Here is a 16,467-nt window from a genome sequence, read left to right as displayed (position 1 = left end):
AAGGAGTTTTCTTTATGAGAAAGATCACTTGAACTTGCAACTAATTGGCCCAAATTGAATAGCTATGTAGAATAAAATGTTATTTGTAAGAGGGGAATTAGTTATGAAACTATTTGATCAAATGAGAAATAAGTTCAATAAAGTAAAAGAAGACAGCGGACTTCCAATCCCGATTTATTCCAAGATGCTGAACGAAATCATCAAAAAGACGGAAAACATTAAGGATACACACGTTGAGATAGCCAATGGCCTTATATTAATAACGGGAAAAGCAGAAGTTGGAAAGATGTTTATAAAGAAAACGATCCCATTTTCGATAACACTTCAACCGGTTCAAATGAAAGACAGGGAATTGCTGTTTAAAATCATCGAATTCAAACCAGTTAACATGAAGTTCCTTAACAAAAGAATCTTTAACAAATCCCCACATCTAACGTATCTGGACGATCATATTAAAATTGACTTCAATGGCTGGGGTGTGGTTCAAAGGATCCCGGTCGGAGCCATCAAAAGGTACAAAATAGACGAAGGAAAAATCATTGTAACGATTGGGATTTAACACGCTATTCCATGCTGGATCAAAAATATTTTAATCGATGAAAAATCCGGAAAATAATTCAAATTCTTTAATTAGAATTCGAATGAGTCCGGGTTTTTTAGGCTATTTTTTTCATTTCAGCTTATGCTAGCTGTTGACTGGAGTGGAAGACGAGGGCTTCAGGATCACCGGCCGCCCCGCGATGCGTTATCCTGATATTGTTCATCTTTCAAGTGGTGTGATTTGATTATGTCCCAAACTCTTTTCCTTGTGCATATTGAAACTTTTTCCATTTTTTAATCGTAAATATTTAAAATGAGAAATGGGGTGTCTGGTTATATGAAAATTGAAAGAATTAACGGAGAATACGACTATATGATCATAGCCGTCATCATCATCTGTATCATTAGCAGCTTCATTCTTCCTTTCATTTTCGTCTATCTTATTCAGGAGTCGATTTTTAATTCTGCAAGCAATTGGATTTTCTTCTCGCCTCTTTCCGCGTATTTTACCTTTATGCTTGGAATGTTATGGATCCCAGTTCCTTTAGCAGTACATTTGATCATCAAGAATAAAACTTCCCGTTCATCCAGCCTTTTGACTGGCATTTTGATCATTTTCATCAGCGGGCCACTATTCTTTTCTTCCATCAATAACTATGTATTCATCGACCAGCAAGGAATTCACTATAATGATCTATTTAAGAAAAGCCCTACTGAATTTTCTTGGGATAAGATTCAAAATGTTCATGAAGTTTTCCAAAAGAAAAATGGAAATAATATTCTGATAGAATATGACTTTGTCACAGACAGCAACAAGGTGATAAAACTTCCTTCCACCAAAGTATCTGTGCTCAATAAATCGTTGATCTACCAACAATTAGAGAAACATGGAGTGGAAGTGGACAATAATTTGAAGGATTTGTATGAGTGATGGCGAAATAGTGTAATCGACCAAGGAAAATTTTGGAGGACATACAATGGGATATGTGATGGAATTGAGAAAGAGGGTAGGCAGCCCCCATTAATAATGGTAGGAGCATGCGTTCTTCTGATTGATAAATCAAATAAGATATTGCTGCAGCAAAGAAAGGATAATCAATGCTGGGGCCTTGCTGGTGGCGCGATGGAACCGGGAGAGACCTTGGAAAGAACCGCCTCTAGAGAGCTTTATGAAGAAACGGGCATTAAAGCCAATGACTTGACATTCTTTCGGGTTTTTTCAGGAGAGGATTTTTATTATCAGTATCCCCATGGAGATGAAGTCTACAATGTAATTGCGGCATACATATGTACTGATTTTTCGGGTGATTTAAGGATGGAGGAAAGCGAAGTTCAAGATTTGAAGTTTTTCCATTTAGATGAAATCCCCCCAAATCTTAATCCTCCTGAAGCTCCGATCATCTATGAATATTTGCATCATTTTCGGTAGAGTCAAATCAGAATTTCTGCAGAGGCAGGAATGCTTTTTTTGAATCACTTTCAAACGGGTTTGTTGATCGTGACGGGGAATACGCCACTCAACCAGCAAGAAGCATGCAGGAATGATTATAATTGCTGAAATTTAATAAAAATTTATTGAATTACGATAAAAATAAGTGGTGTTATTTGGCTAAAGCTTATTTGTGAGGTGCTTTATGAATCGAAGTACAACCATCTTTTTGAAAGTCGCCATTGTTATCATCGGGTTAACCATACTTGCTTTATGCCTTTTTGCACTCCCACCATTGGCGAACTATACAGCAGAGATGAATCCGGAGTTTTCCTATTTACTGTATCCTGTCCTAGTAGGATTATATTTGACTACAATCCTTTTTGGCATTGCCTTGTACCAGGCAATGAAGCTATTGGGCTAAATTGAAAGGAAAATTGCTTTCTCAGAGCTTGCTGTACAAGCATTGAAGCAAATAAAGAATTGTGCTGCAGTTATTATGATGATATACCTGGCAGGAAATTTATTGTTGGGAATTGAAAATGGCTTGCATCCTGGCATCTTGATCATAGGTCTTGTCATTATTTTTTCTGCATGTGTGATCTTCCTTTTTACCTCTGTACTTCAAGGATTATTAAAAAGTGCGATCGAAATTAAATCAGAAAATGATTTGACAGTTTGAGGTGAGAATTTGACGATCATTATTAATATAGATGTCATGCTGGCAAAAAGGAAAATGAGTGTAACCGAACTTTCAAAAAGGGTCGGGATCACAATGGCGAACCTTTCTATATTAAAAAACGGAAAAGCAAAGGCTGTAAGATTCTCGACGCTTGAAGGGATTTGCAAAGCATTGGAATGCCAGCCAGGATATATTGTGGAATACAGGGACGACGATAAGAAATGACATAGGAGCTCTTCCATCTGGAACGAGCTCCTTTTTTCAATGGGAGAAAGACATTAGGAAAGACAAAGACTCAAACCTAAGAAGATTTCAAGGTTTGAGTCTGAATGTAACAAGGTATTACTTTTTGAGAGTATCGACCGTTTGATAACGCTTACAATTGATCGCTGGATATTTATATAGATAAGAAGAAAAAATACATGCGTTCGGTATGATCTCAATGAAAGTATATACGATGTCTTTTAAAGCTACTTACCCAGCAATGCGCTTAAGCCTTTATAAATAAGGGTAAGGGAGAAAATTAATATCGTTAGAATGCCAATTACGGTTGTAACTGGTTCGATGCTTGCTAAGAATGTTCCTGCTAAAGGAACCTTTAACAATGAGAAACCAGCTAAAATACTGGCCAGCATTAAAAGAACTAATCGATCCATTACGTCATCCCTCCTCTCAGTATTGGATATGAATGTGCGAGAGGGATGTTGAACGAACTCGGGCCCTAACCGAAAAATGTGTGAATGTCTATAGAGCAAGGATATAACAATCCAATAATCCCTTATTAAGTCTTGAATTTTGTGATTGTGAAAAAGAATGATTTTTGAAATAATTGGTAAAGAAGTGTTCTGAAATTGTTTAAAGAGGTAGTGAAATATATATGGGGAATAATGAAATGAAAAAGTGTAATGATCAATTAATCAAACTGAGTGAAATAAGTGATTTGTGCCATTCTCTTAACATCAATTTATGGCTTAGAGGGGGATGGGCAATCGATTTTCTCATTGGGCGGATATCTCGCGCTCACGAGGATATTGACTTGGTCATTTGGGCGCGGGATAAAATGATATTGGAGAAGGAACTGGATAAAATGGGCTTTATGCGCAACGCCGTAAGCGAAAGACAAACGGATTTTTCCAAAGATGGTGTGGATGTTCAGTTTTTGTATTTAACACAAGTTGAAAATGGCACGATTTTTCCTCTTGGTTTGCCTCAATGGGTATGGCGTGCCGATGCAATGCCGACAAAGCTTTTTCATTTGAATGATATTTCATTATACGTATTACACCCGAATCAATTGCTTGAAGAAAAGCATGTATATCAACAAATCGGCAGGAAACCGCGGACGAAAGACATAGAGAGTATAAATCTTCTTCGCGCGATTATTGATTCAACATTTTACGACTGACAATCTTGCTTTTAAAGGTCAGCAGAACTAAGACCAGTATTTAGAAAGGCGTTTTCTCAACGATTGTTTGTTTTAACAGATTTTTTTCAAATAACTCATCATTTTCTGTTGATTGGAGGGGAAGGTGCGAGACTCCGGGGGGATCAGCGGGCCAAGGTAGACCCCGCAGCGGAGCGAGGGAGATTAGGCGGATGTTCGATTAAGTTCGGCACGTCGTGTGCCAACATCGAACGACCTCACTTCTCGTGTGAGGCCCCTCGGAAAGCGAGCATCCTGCAGCGGAAATCAACCTTACACACTCTTTTACATAAAGAGCGGTTAGAAAAAAGGAGCAATGAAAAAATGGAAATTAGAAATTATAAGCCCAAGGATAAACATGACTAGCTTAGATGCAAAGTCCTTTCTTTTTTGAATACAGCCTATTTTGATAACGTCTAAAGAGAAAAGGAAAGATATGTTAACCCCTCCATCGAATAAATTGCCGATAAGTAATAAGAAACAAGCCCCCACATCATCCTCCGACCATAAGCGCAAGATTGAGGAGGAATTTTGTGAAGAATGTGGCTAAAATAGAAACAAAAGAGGCGTTTACTTAAAGGGAGGGTGATGGATATTGTCGGAAATGAAGTTATCGTTCGAGGAGATGTGGGAAAAGATCATCGCATGCGATAGTGCTTATGATGGAATGTTTTATACTGCTGTGAAAACGACAAAGATCTACTGTCGCCCGTCTTGTCGGTCGAGGAAGCCGAAAAAAATCAATGTTGAATTTTATCGGTATATGAGCGAAGCTGAGGAGGCGGGATTCCGCGCATGCAAGAGGTGTCAGCCAGACTCAGAGCTTTCTCCTCAAATGGTCCTTGTCAAAAATGTATCATCATTCTTGATCGAGCACTTTAAAGAGAGGGTGAAGCTTCAAGATATCGCTCATCACATCGGTGTAAGTCCATTTTATATGGAGAGGGTATACAAAAAGGAAACGGGTGAAACTCCGAATGAATATTTAGAAAAGGTAAGGATAGATAAGGCGGCATTCTTACTGCGGCATACGTCTAAAACCAACTTGGAAATTTGCTTTGAGGCAGGGTACCATAGCCCATCCAATTTTTATAAAGTTTTTCGTAGATTGAAAGGATGTACACCGAGCGAATATCGGAAGTACAAACATGAGGAGAAAGCAAGGTGAGTTTCCTATTGAGCAAGACAGTGATCCCCATTCCGGATGAATTTGATTTTTCCGAGTGCCTCGTTTTTCTGGGAAGGTCAGACAAAGAGGTTCTTCACCACATCGAAGGTGATGTCCTATATAAAGCAATCAAGATGGGGGAAAATAGATACCTGGTCAAACTTAATATGGATGATAGGGGCATGATCGTCGAATTCGTTGATCGAACTCCGAATGAAGGTGACCGAGCTTCAATCATTTCCTTTGTACATGAACTATTTGACTTGGACAAGGATTTATCGGGGTTTTATCGGATGATGAAAGAAGATCCAATACTTCGTTCTATTTCTGGATCGTATGACGGATTAAGGATCATTGGAATGCCGGATTTGTTTGAAGCATTAACATGGGCCGTCATGGGGCAGCAAATTAATTTGAATTTTGCCTATACGCTGAAACAGAGCTTTGTTGAAGCGTATGGAGACAAATTGGAGTTTAACGGACGGACTTATTGGATTTATCCTTCCTATGAGCGCATTGCCGGTCTGGATGTGGAAGACTTGCGTATGCATCAGTTTACGATAAGGAAGGCGGAATATATCATCGGTTTGGCTAAGGCGATGAATGAAGGGATTATTTCGAAGGAACGGCTGAAGGAATTGAATGGATATCAACAAATCCATAAGGCGTTGACTGCGCTGCGTGGAGTTGGAGCGTGGACGGCAGATTATGTGATGATGAAGTGCCTCCTTCATCCTGAAGCATTTCCCATCGCGGATGTCGGCCTTCATAACGCGATCAAGCAACAGTTGAAAATGGATCGAAAGCCGACAGTGGAAGAAATCAAGATTTGGACTCAAAATTGGAGAGGATGGCAGGCCTATGCCGTCTTTTATTTATGGAGGTCATTATATGGATAAACGATTTTATCAATCACCGATCGGGATGCTTGAAATCATCGGAGACGATGAAGGCGTCATTTCGATTCTTTTTACAGAAGATGAGAAATCACCTTTGGAACCCGATTTCTCAAGCCCCGTTCCGGTAAAGGAATGCTATGACCAGTTGGACGAGTACTTCCAAGGTAAACGGAGTACATTTACATTTACCATAAAGTTCAAAGGAACCCCTTTCCAGGAATCTGTGTGGCGGGCGTTAACGGAAATTCCATTCGGAGAAACATGGTCATATAAAGAACTTGCACAGTTCATCGGGAATGAAAAGGCGATCCGTGCAGTCGGCACCACGAATGGGAAAAATCTGCTGAGCATCGTCGTCCCATGCCACCGCGTCATCGGATCGAATGGTAAATTGACCGGGTATTCAGGTGGGCTTTGGCGAAAAAAATGGCTGCTGGAACATGAAGCAAAATAAAAAAAGGTAAAAAAGGTGACAGGCACCATCCATTTTCTGGATGGTGCCTGTCACCTTTTTCTGTTATCGGGACCTTTTGCTCATATGTGAAAGAAATGAATATGACCGAAAAAAATGAAGATAGTCGGAAGGTATATCGATTCTTTATGATTAATATATAGAAGCATATCCATTTTTTGTGAGGACGGTCGATAATAAGAAAAGAAATGTAGATGAAAAAGGGGGTGAAGGTTTGAGGCGTTATAAGTTCATGCGGAATTTGTTCCTTTCGTTTATAGGCATTATTTTGATTTATACGTTTGTGATCGTCGGAATTTACTATTATAAGAACAATCAAATGAACAGGCTGGATCGTATTAATAACCATAGAATGATCCTTCAGCAGACGCTGGAAAATATGGATACCCGTGTGCAGGTCGCTTTAAAGGGAATCAATCAGCTGAAGACAAGCTATGATTTCAAGGAGTACAGTTTCAATACGAATCCAAAACTCGAAAACTATAATAATGTCAGGGTTTTCAACCAGCTCCGGGACAACACAACCGCCTTCGCCAGCTTCGGCTACAATCTTGGCGTGATGAAGGGGAACAAGGATACGGTCATTACCTCGACAAGAACAATTGATAAAAATGATTATTATGAAACGCTAGGACTTTCAGAAAAAAGCAAAAAGTCGCTTCAGCACTACTTGCAGGATAAAGAAGGATCATTTGGCATCTACCGTATTTTGACCCTTCCAAATGACAAGAACAACGATTTTATCACAATCGTCAAAAAAGAAAAGATCGACTATAAAAATGAAGTAATTTTTTTCATTTCCTTCTATAATAAGAGTATTTTTCCTTCACTGTACAATGGCAGTGATGAGACATTCGCCCTGGTTTCCAATGATCAGCTTGTTCACGTAAAGTCGAATGCGGACCATGCGCTCTTAAAAGAGCTGCTTGCACCTGCATCCCTAAAAGCGATTGGTAAAAATGCCGAAAACCAAGGCGGCAAATATTCTGTCAGCAAAGCGGGGTATACAATCAATGCAGTTCCTTCCAATGTGATCAAGGACTGGAGCTATGTGTATATCGCTCCGAAAAAAATCGCAACCGGTCAGCTTCCGCCTTTATTTTGGTCGACCGCCATCGTCTGCTTGATTTTGATTCTCTTCGGTTTTGGAATTGCTTGGTTTGTCGTCCAATACAACTATCGTCCGATCAAACGGATGGTCAACACCTTATCGCCATTTCACCATGGGGAGATAAGGGATGAGTTTCATTTTATCGAGGAAACGACACAGAAAATGAAGGAACTGAACGACCAGTTGAAAACGACTGTGGAGGAAAATCGCCTGCCGCTTAAGGTGAAATTCATTCGTGATTTATTATACGGGCTGGTGCCGAATGAGCTTGTACAAGAAACAATCGAACAGCATGGAATCGAAGTATTAAAAGGGTCGTTCACTGTCATCCTACTTGAATTTTGCCTATTTAGGGAATTGGAGGATCACTTATCGAAAGAAGGAATCTACAAATTAAAGCTGAAGAATTATGATTTGCTTGAGGAATTTCTGCACATGAATTTACGGAGTGAAATGATTGCCCTTGAGAATGAAAAAGTCGTGGTCATCACTGAAGAAACGGCTAAGGAGAGGATCATATCCGTCTTTCGGGAATTAATGAGTAAATTGTCCAGCGATATACAAGAGCAAACGGTAATTGCCATCGGTGAACCAGTCATTTCCTTAGAAAATATCGAAGATTCTTTCAAGCAAACTCAAAAACTTCTAGAATACCGATTTGCCATTGAAAAGAAAACGATCTTGACGATAAGCGATATCAGCCACCTGGAAAACGTCGGCTACTATTATCCGATTGAAATCGAAAAGGATCTCATTCAATTAAGCGTACAAGGGAAAGAGGAAAAAGCGATTCTCATGATGAAGCGAATCCTTCAGGAAAACCTGCATGAGAAAAATCTGTCAAAGCACTCGCTTTCGCAGTTCGTCTTTGCCATCGTTTCCACCGTCAATCGCATCCTGCAGCAGCTGAACATAAATGCAGCTGATATTTACCAGCATGAAGATGGTCTATACGTAGAACTGAAGCAAATCAATGATAAAGGAAGGCTCGAGGAAAAAATAGCAGAGTTGTTTACAACATTGTTGAAGCAGATCAATGAGGAAAAGGATCAGGACGCAAATTCGATTGCCTCACAATTGACCGAATATATATATGAGAATTATCAACAGGACATATCGCTCAATGATCTTGCTGCTCATTTTCATTTATCACCGAGCTACATCAGCACCATTTTCAAAACAGAGACAGGGAAAAACTTTAAGGATCTACTGAACCAATACCGAATTCAAAAAGCCAAGGAAATTCTGTCAGGCAATGAAAACATTAAAATCCATCAAGTAGCTGAACTGGTCGGCTACAATAACGTCAATTCTTTCATCCGTATCTTCAAAAAATACGTCGGTCTCTCTCCAGGGCAATATGAAAAGGAACAAATCCATCTGGGGAAGGATGATATGAGAAATATTATGTAATTATAAGATCTTTGCCGTGAGGGCTGCCGCACAGAAATGATTGAAGATCATTGAGTATCCAATGGGATGCTTATTTTTTTTGCTTATCTTCAATCTTTGCGATAAAGCTTAAAAATGAAATTTTTACACATGGATATGAAATTTTAGCGATGGAAAAGTGCAGATTTCATCCATTACGATAAGGTTACAAAAATATTAGAAAGCGTTTACATTTTTTAGGGAAGGGATGTGGGAGATTGAATACCAGTGAAACCTCCATTGCAAAATCTGTATCAGCCATCAAAGTCGAGGAAGTAAAAGAACTAAAGATATCAAGGTGGAAGCAAATCAAGAATAATATCGTCCGCGATCGCTTCATGTATTTACTGCTGGTTCCATTTATTGCGTGGTACATCATTTTTCAATACAAGCCGATGTACGGTCTGCAAATCGCATTCAAGGATTACAGCCTCTTCAGGGGAATTGCTGACAGCCCTTGGGTAGGATTTGATAACTTCGTACGATTTTTTCAAAGCGAATATTTTCTAAGAACCTTCAAAAATACCGTCATGATCAGTTTTTACAGTTTGATCTTTGCGTTTCCGGCACCGATTATTTTGGCGCTTCTATTAAATGAAGTGCGTCAGCTGTTCGTGAAAAAGGCGATTCAGACTTTGACATATCTGCCTCACTTCATATCCATCGTCGTCGTTGCAGGGATTATCACCAATTTCCTTGCACCCACTCATGGTCTCGTCAATTTGATCATTGAGAAATTCGGCGGAACGAAAACATACTTCCTTACTGAAGCGAAATATTTCAGGACGATTTTCATCGGGATGAACATTTGGAAGGATATTGGATTTAATGCCATCATTTATATTGCAGCCATCGTAGGAATCAATCCACAGCTGTACGAGGCGGCAAAAATGGATGGAGCCAATCGGTGGCGTCAAATGTGGCACGTGACAATTCCGGGGATATTGCCGACGATTATCATCCTTTTCATCATTAATATCGGTCAGTTCCTGGAAATCGGCTATGAAGCAATCATCCTCCTTTATCAACCAAGCACCTATGAGACAGCCGACGTTATCAATACTTACGTATACCGAGCAGGATTGCAGGGCGGCGAGTATGAAATAGGGGCAGCTGCAGGGCTCTTCAACTCTATAGTCGGCTTCATTCTGGTCGTCATCGCCAATAAGCTCAGCAAAAAATTCACACAGAATGGCCTATGGTAGGAGGTGAAATGGTATGAAAAAAAGATTAAGTCTCTCGATGATCGGAATTTACACAGTATTGATCGTCCTTGGGATTGCCTGCATCTATCCGTTCATCTATGTATTTTCATCATCGATCAGTTCTTCACAGGATGTGATAACCGGAAAAGTATTGCTCTTTCCTCGACATATCACATTTGAATCCTACAGCAGGGTATTATCGGAGCCTGGAATTTGGCGAGCATACGGGAACACGATCTTTTACACCGTTGTTGGTACGTTCTTTAACTTACTGCTGACGATATGCGGGGCCTACCCGCTTTCGAAAAAAAGGCTGATGGGCAAAAGCTTCTTCGCTTTCTTCATCGCCTTTACGATGTGGTTCCAAGCCGGGATCATCCCGACCTATTTGAATTTTAAAGAATTGGGTCTTTTAGACACAAGAACGAGCATCATCATAGGATTTGCGATATCGACATTTCTTGTGTTCATTTTGCGGAGCTTCTTCCAGTCTGTACCGGATTCGCTTGAGGAATCCGCGAAGGTGGATGGTGCAAGTGATTTACAAATATTAACGAAAATCTACTTGCCTTTGTCTAAACCCGCTCTTGTCACAGTCGGATTATTTTATGCAGTCGCCAGATGGAACGGCTATTTCTGGACGATGATTCTATTGAATGATCAAAGTAAAATACCGCTTCAGGTGCTGCTGAAAAAATTGATCGTAGAAATGAGCATCAGCGAGCAAATGATGGGTGCAATGGATGTCACGACGCAATATTCAAAGGAAACCATCATTTATGCAACGATCGTTGTATCCATTTTGCCGATCATTATCGTCTATCCTTTTTTACAGAAATATTTTGTCAAAGGAACCATGCTCGGGGGAATCAAGGAATAAGCCAAAATTTGGCGAATATTTGAAGGGAGTGATGCAGCAGCAATCCATGGAACCTATCAATTTGCACTAATTCCAATAAATATGCTAAGGGGGAAAATAGGAGATGGTGAGAAAGTTTTCAATCATTCTAGCGATTGTCTTCATGGTGTTCATGACTGCATGTACGAATAAGTCAAGTGTCGACAGCAAAGATGGAACCAATACAGAATCGGCAGGTAAAAATGATGGATTTCTGGCCAGCAAGAAACCGGTTGAAAAAACTATATTTTTGCACTATAACGATGGCGGCGTCATCTTTGATGATGATTGGCCGACCTTCAAGCAGGCCGCTAAGGAAACAAACGTTACATTAAAAGGGGTTGCGCCCAAAACGTCGACCAACAGTACAGAAGCATTCAACCTAATGATAGCGTCGGGTTCGATTCCGGACTTTGTCATGGATAAAAAGGAGAATTTGAATAAATACGGAATGGAAGGTGCTTTCCTTCCGTTGGAGGACCTGATCAAGAAGTATGCACCGCATATTCAAAAATACTTGGACGATATGCCTGAAATCATGAAAATCTCTCAAGCATCTGATGGCCATCTGTACTACATGCCGTTCATCGCGGATGGGGTGGCAGCAGAAGGCTGGTATATCCGGAAAGATTGGCTCGACAAGCTTGGCCTTCAAGTACCTCAGACAGTTGATGAATTCCATGACGTTCTCAAAGCATTCAAGGAAAAGGATCCAAACGGAAACGGCAAGCAGGATGAAGTTCCATTCTTCACCCGCATCAACAACCGCATCTTTGACCTGGCTAGCCTTTGGGGCGGGTTCGGAGATTTTCATTTAGATGGTGATCAAGTGAAGTATGGCCCATATGAAAAAGAGTTCGGCACAGCGATGGAAAACTTGGCTCAATGGTACAAAGAAGGGCTGATCGATCCTGAAATCTTCACAAGGGGCGGCAATTCCCGCGATGTCCTTTTAGGGAATAATACGGGAGGTGCCACTCACGATTGGTTTGGAAGCACTGCGAATTACAATACAACGTTGAAAGACCAAATACCAGGCATAAATTTTGTCCCATTTGCCCCGCCGGCAGCTCCGAACGGAAAGAGGGTCGAGCCGACGAGACGTTCACCATTCAATAACTTCACAGGCGTGGCCATTGGCTATAAGACGAAGGATCCGGTAGTAGCCATCAAATATTTAGACTACTTCTTCACCAAAGAGGGCAGAAGATTAATGAACTATGGCGTAGAAGGCGATACCTATAATATGGTGGACGGTAAACCGGTCCTCGCACAGAAAGTGCTCTCCAGCAGCGACATCCCTGGTGCTCTACGTGCAGTCGGAGCTCAAATCATGTTTGCTTATCAGCAGGATTTTGATTATGAGAAGCAATGGACGAACGATATCGCATTAAAAGGCGAGGATGAATACGCTAAAAACGATTATTTTATCAAGGAGCTCCCAGCTTTGAACTTCACACAGGAGGAGGAAAAAGTAAACAATGATATCGGACCGCAAATTCAGACGTACACCGATGAAATGATGCAGCGCTGGATCATGGGGGCGGAACCGGTCGACTTTGAAAAATATAAAAAGCATCTTGAGGAATTAGGCATCAAAGATTTCATCAAGGTTCACGAGGATGCATATAAGCGTTATTTGAACAATTAATCGTATGGCGAGGCGCTTGGAATGAGCGCCTCGTTCATTTGAACAGGAGATGAGAGAATGGCGCAGCATTTATTTACAGAGCATGTACATGATGAAGGAATTCAGCGGAAGGAGCGGTTTGAGAAAGTTCCTCCCATTACAAAAGAATATGTCGAGCGGGCAATTGCCCATGTTTTGGCTAAAATTGATCAGAACCTCGATGTTTTCACCGAGCGATTTCCGGACTCCAGCAGCAAAAATCAAATCTATCCTGCGCTCGATAATGTCGAGTGGACGTCGAGCTTCTGGACAGGGATGGTCTGGCTCGCCTATGAGGTGACAGGGGATGGAAGATATCGGAAGACTGCCGAAAAGCATGTCAAAAGCTTCAAGCAGCGGATTGAGGAAAAGATTGAAGTTGATCATCATGACGTCGGCTTTTTGTACACCCTTTCCTGTATCAGCGCCTATAAACTGACAGGGAATGAAGAGGCGAAGGCAGCAGCCTTGAAGGCAGCAGACCTGTTGATTACACGCTTTTATGATCAGGCAGGCATTCTACAGGCATGGGGGGATCTGAATGATCCAGAGCAAAAAGGGAGGATGATCATCGACTGCAACATGAATCTGCCGCTATTGTATTGGGCTTCGGAAGTGACGGGGGACCCGAAATATCAAAAAATCGCCTACAGTCATGTTCAGCAGGCAGCAAAATACATCGTGAGGCCTGATGCATCCACGTTTCATACCTTTTATATGGACCCTGAAACAGGTGGACCGATCAAGGGGACGACTTTCCAGGGCTATGCAGATGACTCGTGTTGGGCGAGGGGGCAAGCCTGGGGGATCTATGGCTTTCCGCTAAGCTACCATTATACCGGTGACCATCGTCTGATTGACACGGCCAAGAAACTAGCGAACTATTATCTTAATAGGCTGCCTGAAGATGAAATCTGCTATTGGGATCTTTGCTTTACAGAAGGACCCGAGGAAAGGGACAGCTCTGCAGCAGCCATTGCAATCTGCGGCATGCTTGAAATGGCGAAGAACCTGCCATTGACTGATCCGGATAAACACTATTATGAACAAGCAGCGGTAAAAATGATTTACAGTCTCTCAGAATATTATACAACCGCCATTGACGGTGAAGCGAACGGCGTCCTAAAGCATGCAGTCTATTATAAAGGCGGTGGCCTAGGCGTGGATGAAAGCTGTATCTGGGGCGACTATTATTATTTTGAGGCACTAGTGCGGCTATTGAAGGATTGGAAGATGTATTGGTAGGGAATTGAGGAGGGACACCGGTGCCAGACCTGGTAAGCTTGAGGCGAAAATGGAAAAAGAGATTGACAGGGAATGGTGCGTTGAGGCGCAATGATGTTGAAGAAGAGCGGATTTTGCAAAGCATTGATGAACGGGCAGATGCATTCAATATTCACTTATATAAAATGAACAAGCGTCCTGCATCTCACCAACTCACAGACAGATTCCGGCAAATACGTGCGGCTGCCATTGCATACAGTACGAAGGGCTGCACGTATCATCAACATGAAGATTTATTGAAGAAGGTTCAGGAAGGTCTCCATTGGAACCTAGACCACCATTATCATGAAAATGCCACGCCATATGGAAACTGGTGGGATTGGGAAATAGGCATACCGCTTCGCCTTGTGGATATCATGGTCCTTCTCTATGAAAACCTTTCTCAGAATTTAATAGAACGCTCTATTTCTGCAATCCACCATTTATGTCCCGATCCCCGGTTCATGATGAAGCAAACCGTGCCGGCGAAGGGAGCAAACCTTATCGATCTTGCAAGGATCAATGCCATTTCCGGAATCATCTGCAATGACCAACGAAAGCTTTTAGAAGCAAGGGGTTTGATACCGCAAGTGTTCAAGGCGGTAGATAGCGGCGATGGGTTCTATGAGGATGGGTCATTCATCCAGCACGGGAATATCCCATATACGGGAAGCTACGGGATCGTCCTGATCAGAGGTTTTGCGGAGCTGGCCCATTTATTCCATGGGAGTGAATGGGGCTTTGATGAGGATTTTCTTTCAAGTGTTCACGAGACGATTGCAAACTCATTCGAACCGTTCGTGCGCGATGGCGTTATGATGGACATGGTGCGCGGACGGGCAATATCCAGACATTTTCTTGAAGATAATATGGCGGGCAAAGACTTCGGCAAGTCCCTATTGCTGCTTTCCGATATTATGCCTTCCAAAGAAAAGGATTGCTTGCAGCATTTTCTAATGTCTAATTTCCGTCACGGACAATTGCACAGTAATGATTTGTTTCTAAATGAAGTAGAAAATAAAACTTTGGACAGAAGGCAGCTGCAGAAATCAGTTCGGAATTCATCCCATCACCAATTTCCGATGATGGATAGGGTCGTTCACCACCGGGAACACTTCGCATTCGGATTATCAATGTGCTCAAAACGAACGGGAACCTTTGAGTATATGAACGGAGAAAACAAGCGGGGCTGGCACACAGCGATGGGAATGACCTATTTGTATCGGGGAAAAGATTCAGCATATGGGGTTGGATATTGGCCGACAGTCGATCCATATCGGATGCCCGGGACTACTGTAATGAATAAAAAGCTTCGGAACGGAGCCAATGTTCAGAACAAAAGGGATTGGACAGGTGGGACTGCCATTGGAAGTGAGTTCGGAACAGCAGGCATGGAGATCGCTTTGGCAAACGGATTGAAAGCAAAAAAATCGTGGTTCATGTTTGGTGATGTGATTGTTTGTTTAGGGTCCGGCATTTCTTGTCCCAATGCTGAAACGATTTTGGAAAACAGAATGATTCAGCAGGATGCCAACCTGCAATGCCTGATCGACGACTGGGTAAGGGTCGACAAAAATGAGCAATTGATGATCGAAAATCCGAAAAAACTTTGGATAAGTGAAGACATGGAGGAGAAAGGAACGGGGATATATTTCCCGCAAGATTTGAAGCTCTTCGTTCAATTTGAAGAGCGGAGCGGATCTTGGATTGATATCAATGAGTCTGGTCCAGCTGATAAGTTATCCAGAGATTTTTTGACTGTTTGGACGGAACATGAAAAGCGGATGAACGGCAGCACCTATTCATATGTGCTCTTTCCACATATCACTGAAGATGATCTAAGTAAATTTGTAGAAGATCCGACAGTCTGTATCCTTGAGAATTCAAACGAAGTGCATGCTGTTTCCATTCAGCAGCTTCAATTAATAGGAATCCATTTTTGGGAGCACCGCAAGAAAAACATGGGAGCCGTAACGGCATATGGGCCAGCAGCTATCTTGATAAAAGATAATGGAGATGAATTGGAACTGGCAATTTCAGATCCAACGATGAAACAGAAGGAAATCAGGATGGTCCTTCGACAGATGGATATTGCAGCAGTACCGGAGGGAATGACCGTTGAGCGGAATGGTGACCAGCTGCATATTAATCTTAGAGTGGCTGAACGCAAAGGCAGGCCGATCCTTGCCAAATTTAAGAAGACTGGTGCATTTTCCTTCGATAAAAGAAAAAATGATGATGATTGAAATTTTTCGTGATTTAAAATGATGTCCTTGC

At 41.6% G+C, this 16,467-nt stretch carries 14 protein-coding genes and 2 pseudogenes; 15 read left to right on the top strand and 1 reads right to left on the bottom strand.

Annotation, left to right across the window (positions count from 1 at the left end; all coding sequences use genetic code 11):
- Positions 1–103 precede the first annotated feature (103 nt).
- The 5 genes and pseudogenes from D9X91_RS14695 to D9X91_RS14675 all read left to right on the top strand — a co-directional run bounded on the left by D9X91_RS14695 (position 104) and on the right by D9X91_RS14675 (position 2,876).
- A complete protein-coding gene (locus D9X91_RS14695; RefSeq protein WP_121681394.1) occupies positions 104–559 on the top strand; it encodes a hypothetical protein in 456 nt (151 codons plus the stop codon).
- A 318-nt stretch (positions 560–877) separates the two neighbouring features.
- Entirely contained in the window at positions 878–1,471 is a 594-nt protein-coding gene (locus D9X91_RS14690) for a hypothetical protein (protein WP_121681393.1), read from the top strand.
- 46 nt (positions 1,472–1,517) lie between these two features.
- Positions 1,518–1,969: pseudogene (locus tag D9X91_RS14685) on the top strand (NUDIX hydrolase).
- Positions 1,970–2,174: 205 nt separating this feature from the next.
- Positions 2,175–2,651: pseudogene (locus D9X91_RS14680) on the top strand (DUF2975 domain-containing protein).
- Positions 2,652–2,660: 9 nt separating this feature from the next.
- Positions 2,661–2,876, top strand: a complete 216-nt coding sequence (locus D9X91_RS14675; protein WP_121681392.1) for a helix-turn-helix domain-containing protein — start codon at positions 2,661–2,663, stop codon at positions 2,874–2,876.
- 245 nt (positions 2,877–3,121) lie between these two features.
- Here D9X91_RS14675 and D9X91_RS14670 read toward each other — a convergent pair whose 3' ends face one another.
- Positions 3,122–3,307 (bottom strand): hypothetical protein, encoded by a 186-nt coding sequence (locus D9X91_RS14670; protein WP_121681391.1) that lies wholly within the window; start codon positions 3,305–3,307, stop codon positions 3,122–3,124.
- A gap of 236 nt (positions 3,308–3,543) precedes the next feature.
- Between D9X91_RS14670 and D9X91_RS14665 the strand changes: the two genes are divergently transcribed.
- The 10 genes from D9X91_RS14665 to D9X91_RS14615 all read left to right on the top strand — a co-directional run bounded on the left by D9X91_RS14665 (position 3,544) and on the right by D9X91_RS14615 (position 16,436).
- Positions 3,544–4,056, top strand: coding sequence for a nucleotidyltransferase domain-containing protein (locus D9X91_RS14665; protein WP_233569807.1), 513 nt, complete (start codon positions 3,544–3,546; stop codon positions 4,054–4,056).
- Between the two features lie 622 nt (positions 4,057–4,678).
- Positions 4,679–5,242 (top strand): bifunctional transcriptional activator/DNA repair enzyme AdaA, encoded by a 564-nt coding sequence (locus tag D9X91_RS14655; protein WP_407644197.1) that lies wholly within the window; start codon positions 4,679–4,681, stop codon positions 5,240–5,242.
- On the top strand, positions 5,239–6,141 hold the full coding sequence (locus D9X91_RS14650; RefSeq protein WP_121681387.1) for a DNA-3-methyladenine glycosylase family protein: 903 nt from the start codon (positions 5,239–5,241) through the stop codon (positions 6,139–6,141). Before D9X91_RS14655 ends, D9X91_RS14650 begins: the two co-directional genes overlap by 4 nt.
- Positions 6,134–6,595, top strand: coding sequence for a methylated-DNA--[protein]-cysteine S-methyltransferase (locus tag D9X91_RS14645; protein WP_121681386.1), 462 nt, complete (start codon positions 6,134–6,136; stop codon positions 6,593–6,595). The genes D9X91_RS14650 and D9X91_RS14645 overlap by 8 nt, the downstream gene beginning before the upstream one ends.
- Positions 6,596–6,827: 232 nt before the next feature.
- Positions 6,828–9,137: a helix-turn-helix domain-containing protein gene (locus D9X91_RS14640; RefSeq protein WP_121681385.1), complete on the top strand. Its 2,310-nt coding sequence runs from the start codon at positions 6,828–6,830 to the stop codon at positions 9,135–9,137.
- Positions 9,138–9,373: 236 nt separating this feature from the next.
- Entirely contained in the window at positions 9,374–10,360 is a 987-nt protein-coding gene (locus D9X91_RS14635) for an ABC transporter permease (RefSeq protein ID WP_233569806.1), read from the top strand.
- Positions 10,361–10,373: 13 nt separating this feature from the next.
- The gene (locus tag D9X91_RS14630) at positions 10,374–11,240 is read left to right on the top strand and encodes a carbohydrate ABC transporter permease (protein ID WP_121681384.1); all 867 of its coding nucleotides are present in this window, start codon (positions 10,374–10,376) and stop codon (positions 11,238–11,240) included.
- Positions 11,241–11,343: 103 nt separating this feature from the next.
- On the top strand, positions 11,344–12,909 hold the full coding sequence (locus D9X91_RS14625; RefSeq protein WP_121681383.1) for an extracellular solute-binding protein: 1,566 nt from the start codon (positions 11,344–11,346) through the stop codon (positions 12,907–12,909).
- Positions 12,910–12,966: 57 nt separating this feature from the next.
- On the top strand, positions 12,967–14,172 hold the full coding sequence (locus D9X91_RS14620) for a glycoside hydrolase family 88 protein (protein WP_121681382.1): 1,206 nt from the start codon (positions 12,967–12,969) through the stop codon (positions 14,170–14,172).
- Between the two features lie 20 nt (positions 14,173–14,192).
- Positions 14,193–16,436: a polysaccharide lyase 8 family protein gene (locus tag D9X91_RS14615; RefSeq protein WP_121681381.1), complete on the top strand. Its 2,244-nt coding sequence runs from the start codon at positions 14,193–14,195 to the stop codon at positions 16,434–16,436.
- The last annotated feature ends 31 nt before the right edge of the window (positions 16,437–16,467 follow it).

It is taken from the genome of Falsibacillus albus, from assembly GCF_003668575.1.
In the GTDB taxonomy this organism is placed as follows: Bacteria; Bacillota; Bacilli; order Bacillales; family DSM-25281; genus Falsibacillus; species Falsibacillus albus.
This window is presented reverse-complemented; position numbering and strand designations above follow the sequence as displayed.

What these genes read in the sequence shown, in the direction of transcription:
- D9X91_RS14695 (WP_121681394.1), top strand. Translation starts at nt 104, where the DNA reads ATGAAACTATTTGATCAAATGAGAAATAAGTTCAATAAAGTAAAAGAA.
- D9X91_RS14690 (WP_121681393.1), top strand. Translation starts at nt 878, where the DNA reads ATGAAAATTGAAAGAATTAACGGAGAATACGACTATATGATCATAGCC.
- D9X91_RS14670 (WP_121681391.1), bottom strand. Translation starts at nt 3,307, where the DNA reads ATGGATCGATTAGTTCTTTTAATGCTGGCCAGTATTTTAGCTGGTTTC.
- D9X91_RS14665 (WP_233569807.1), top strand. Translation starts at nt 3,544, where the DNA reads ATGAAAAAGTGTAATGATCAATTAATCAAACTGAGTGAAATAAGTGAT.
- D9X91_RS14655 (WP_407644197.1), top strand. Translation starts at nt 4,679, where the DNA reads ATGAAGTTATCGTTCGAGGAGATGTGGGAAAAGATCATCGCATGCGAT.
- D9X91_RS14645 (WP_121681386.1), top strand. Translation starts at nt 6,134, where the DNA reads ATGGATAAACGATTTTATCAATCACCGATCGGGATGCTTGAAATCATC.
- D9X91_RS14630 (WP_121681384.1), top strand. Translation starts at nt 10,374, where the DNA reads ATGAAAAAAAGATTAAGTCTCTCGATGATCGGAATTTACACAGTATTG.
- D9X91_RS14625 (WP_121681383.1), top strand. Translation starts at nt 11,344, where the DNA reads ATGGTGAGAAAGTTTTCAATCATTCTAGCGATTGTCTTCATGGTGTTC.
- D9X91_RS14620 (WP_121681382.1), top strand. Translation starts at nt 12,967, where the DNA reads ATGGCGCAGCATTTATTTACAGAGCATGTACATGATGAAGGAATTCAG.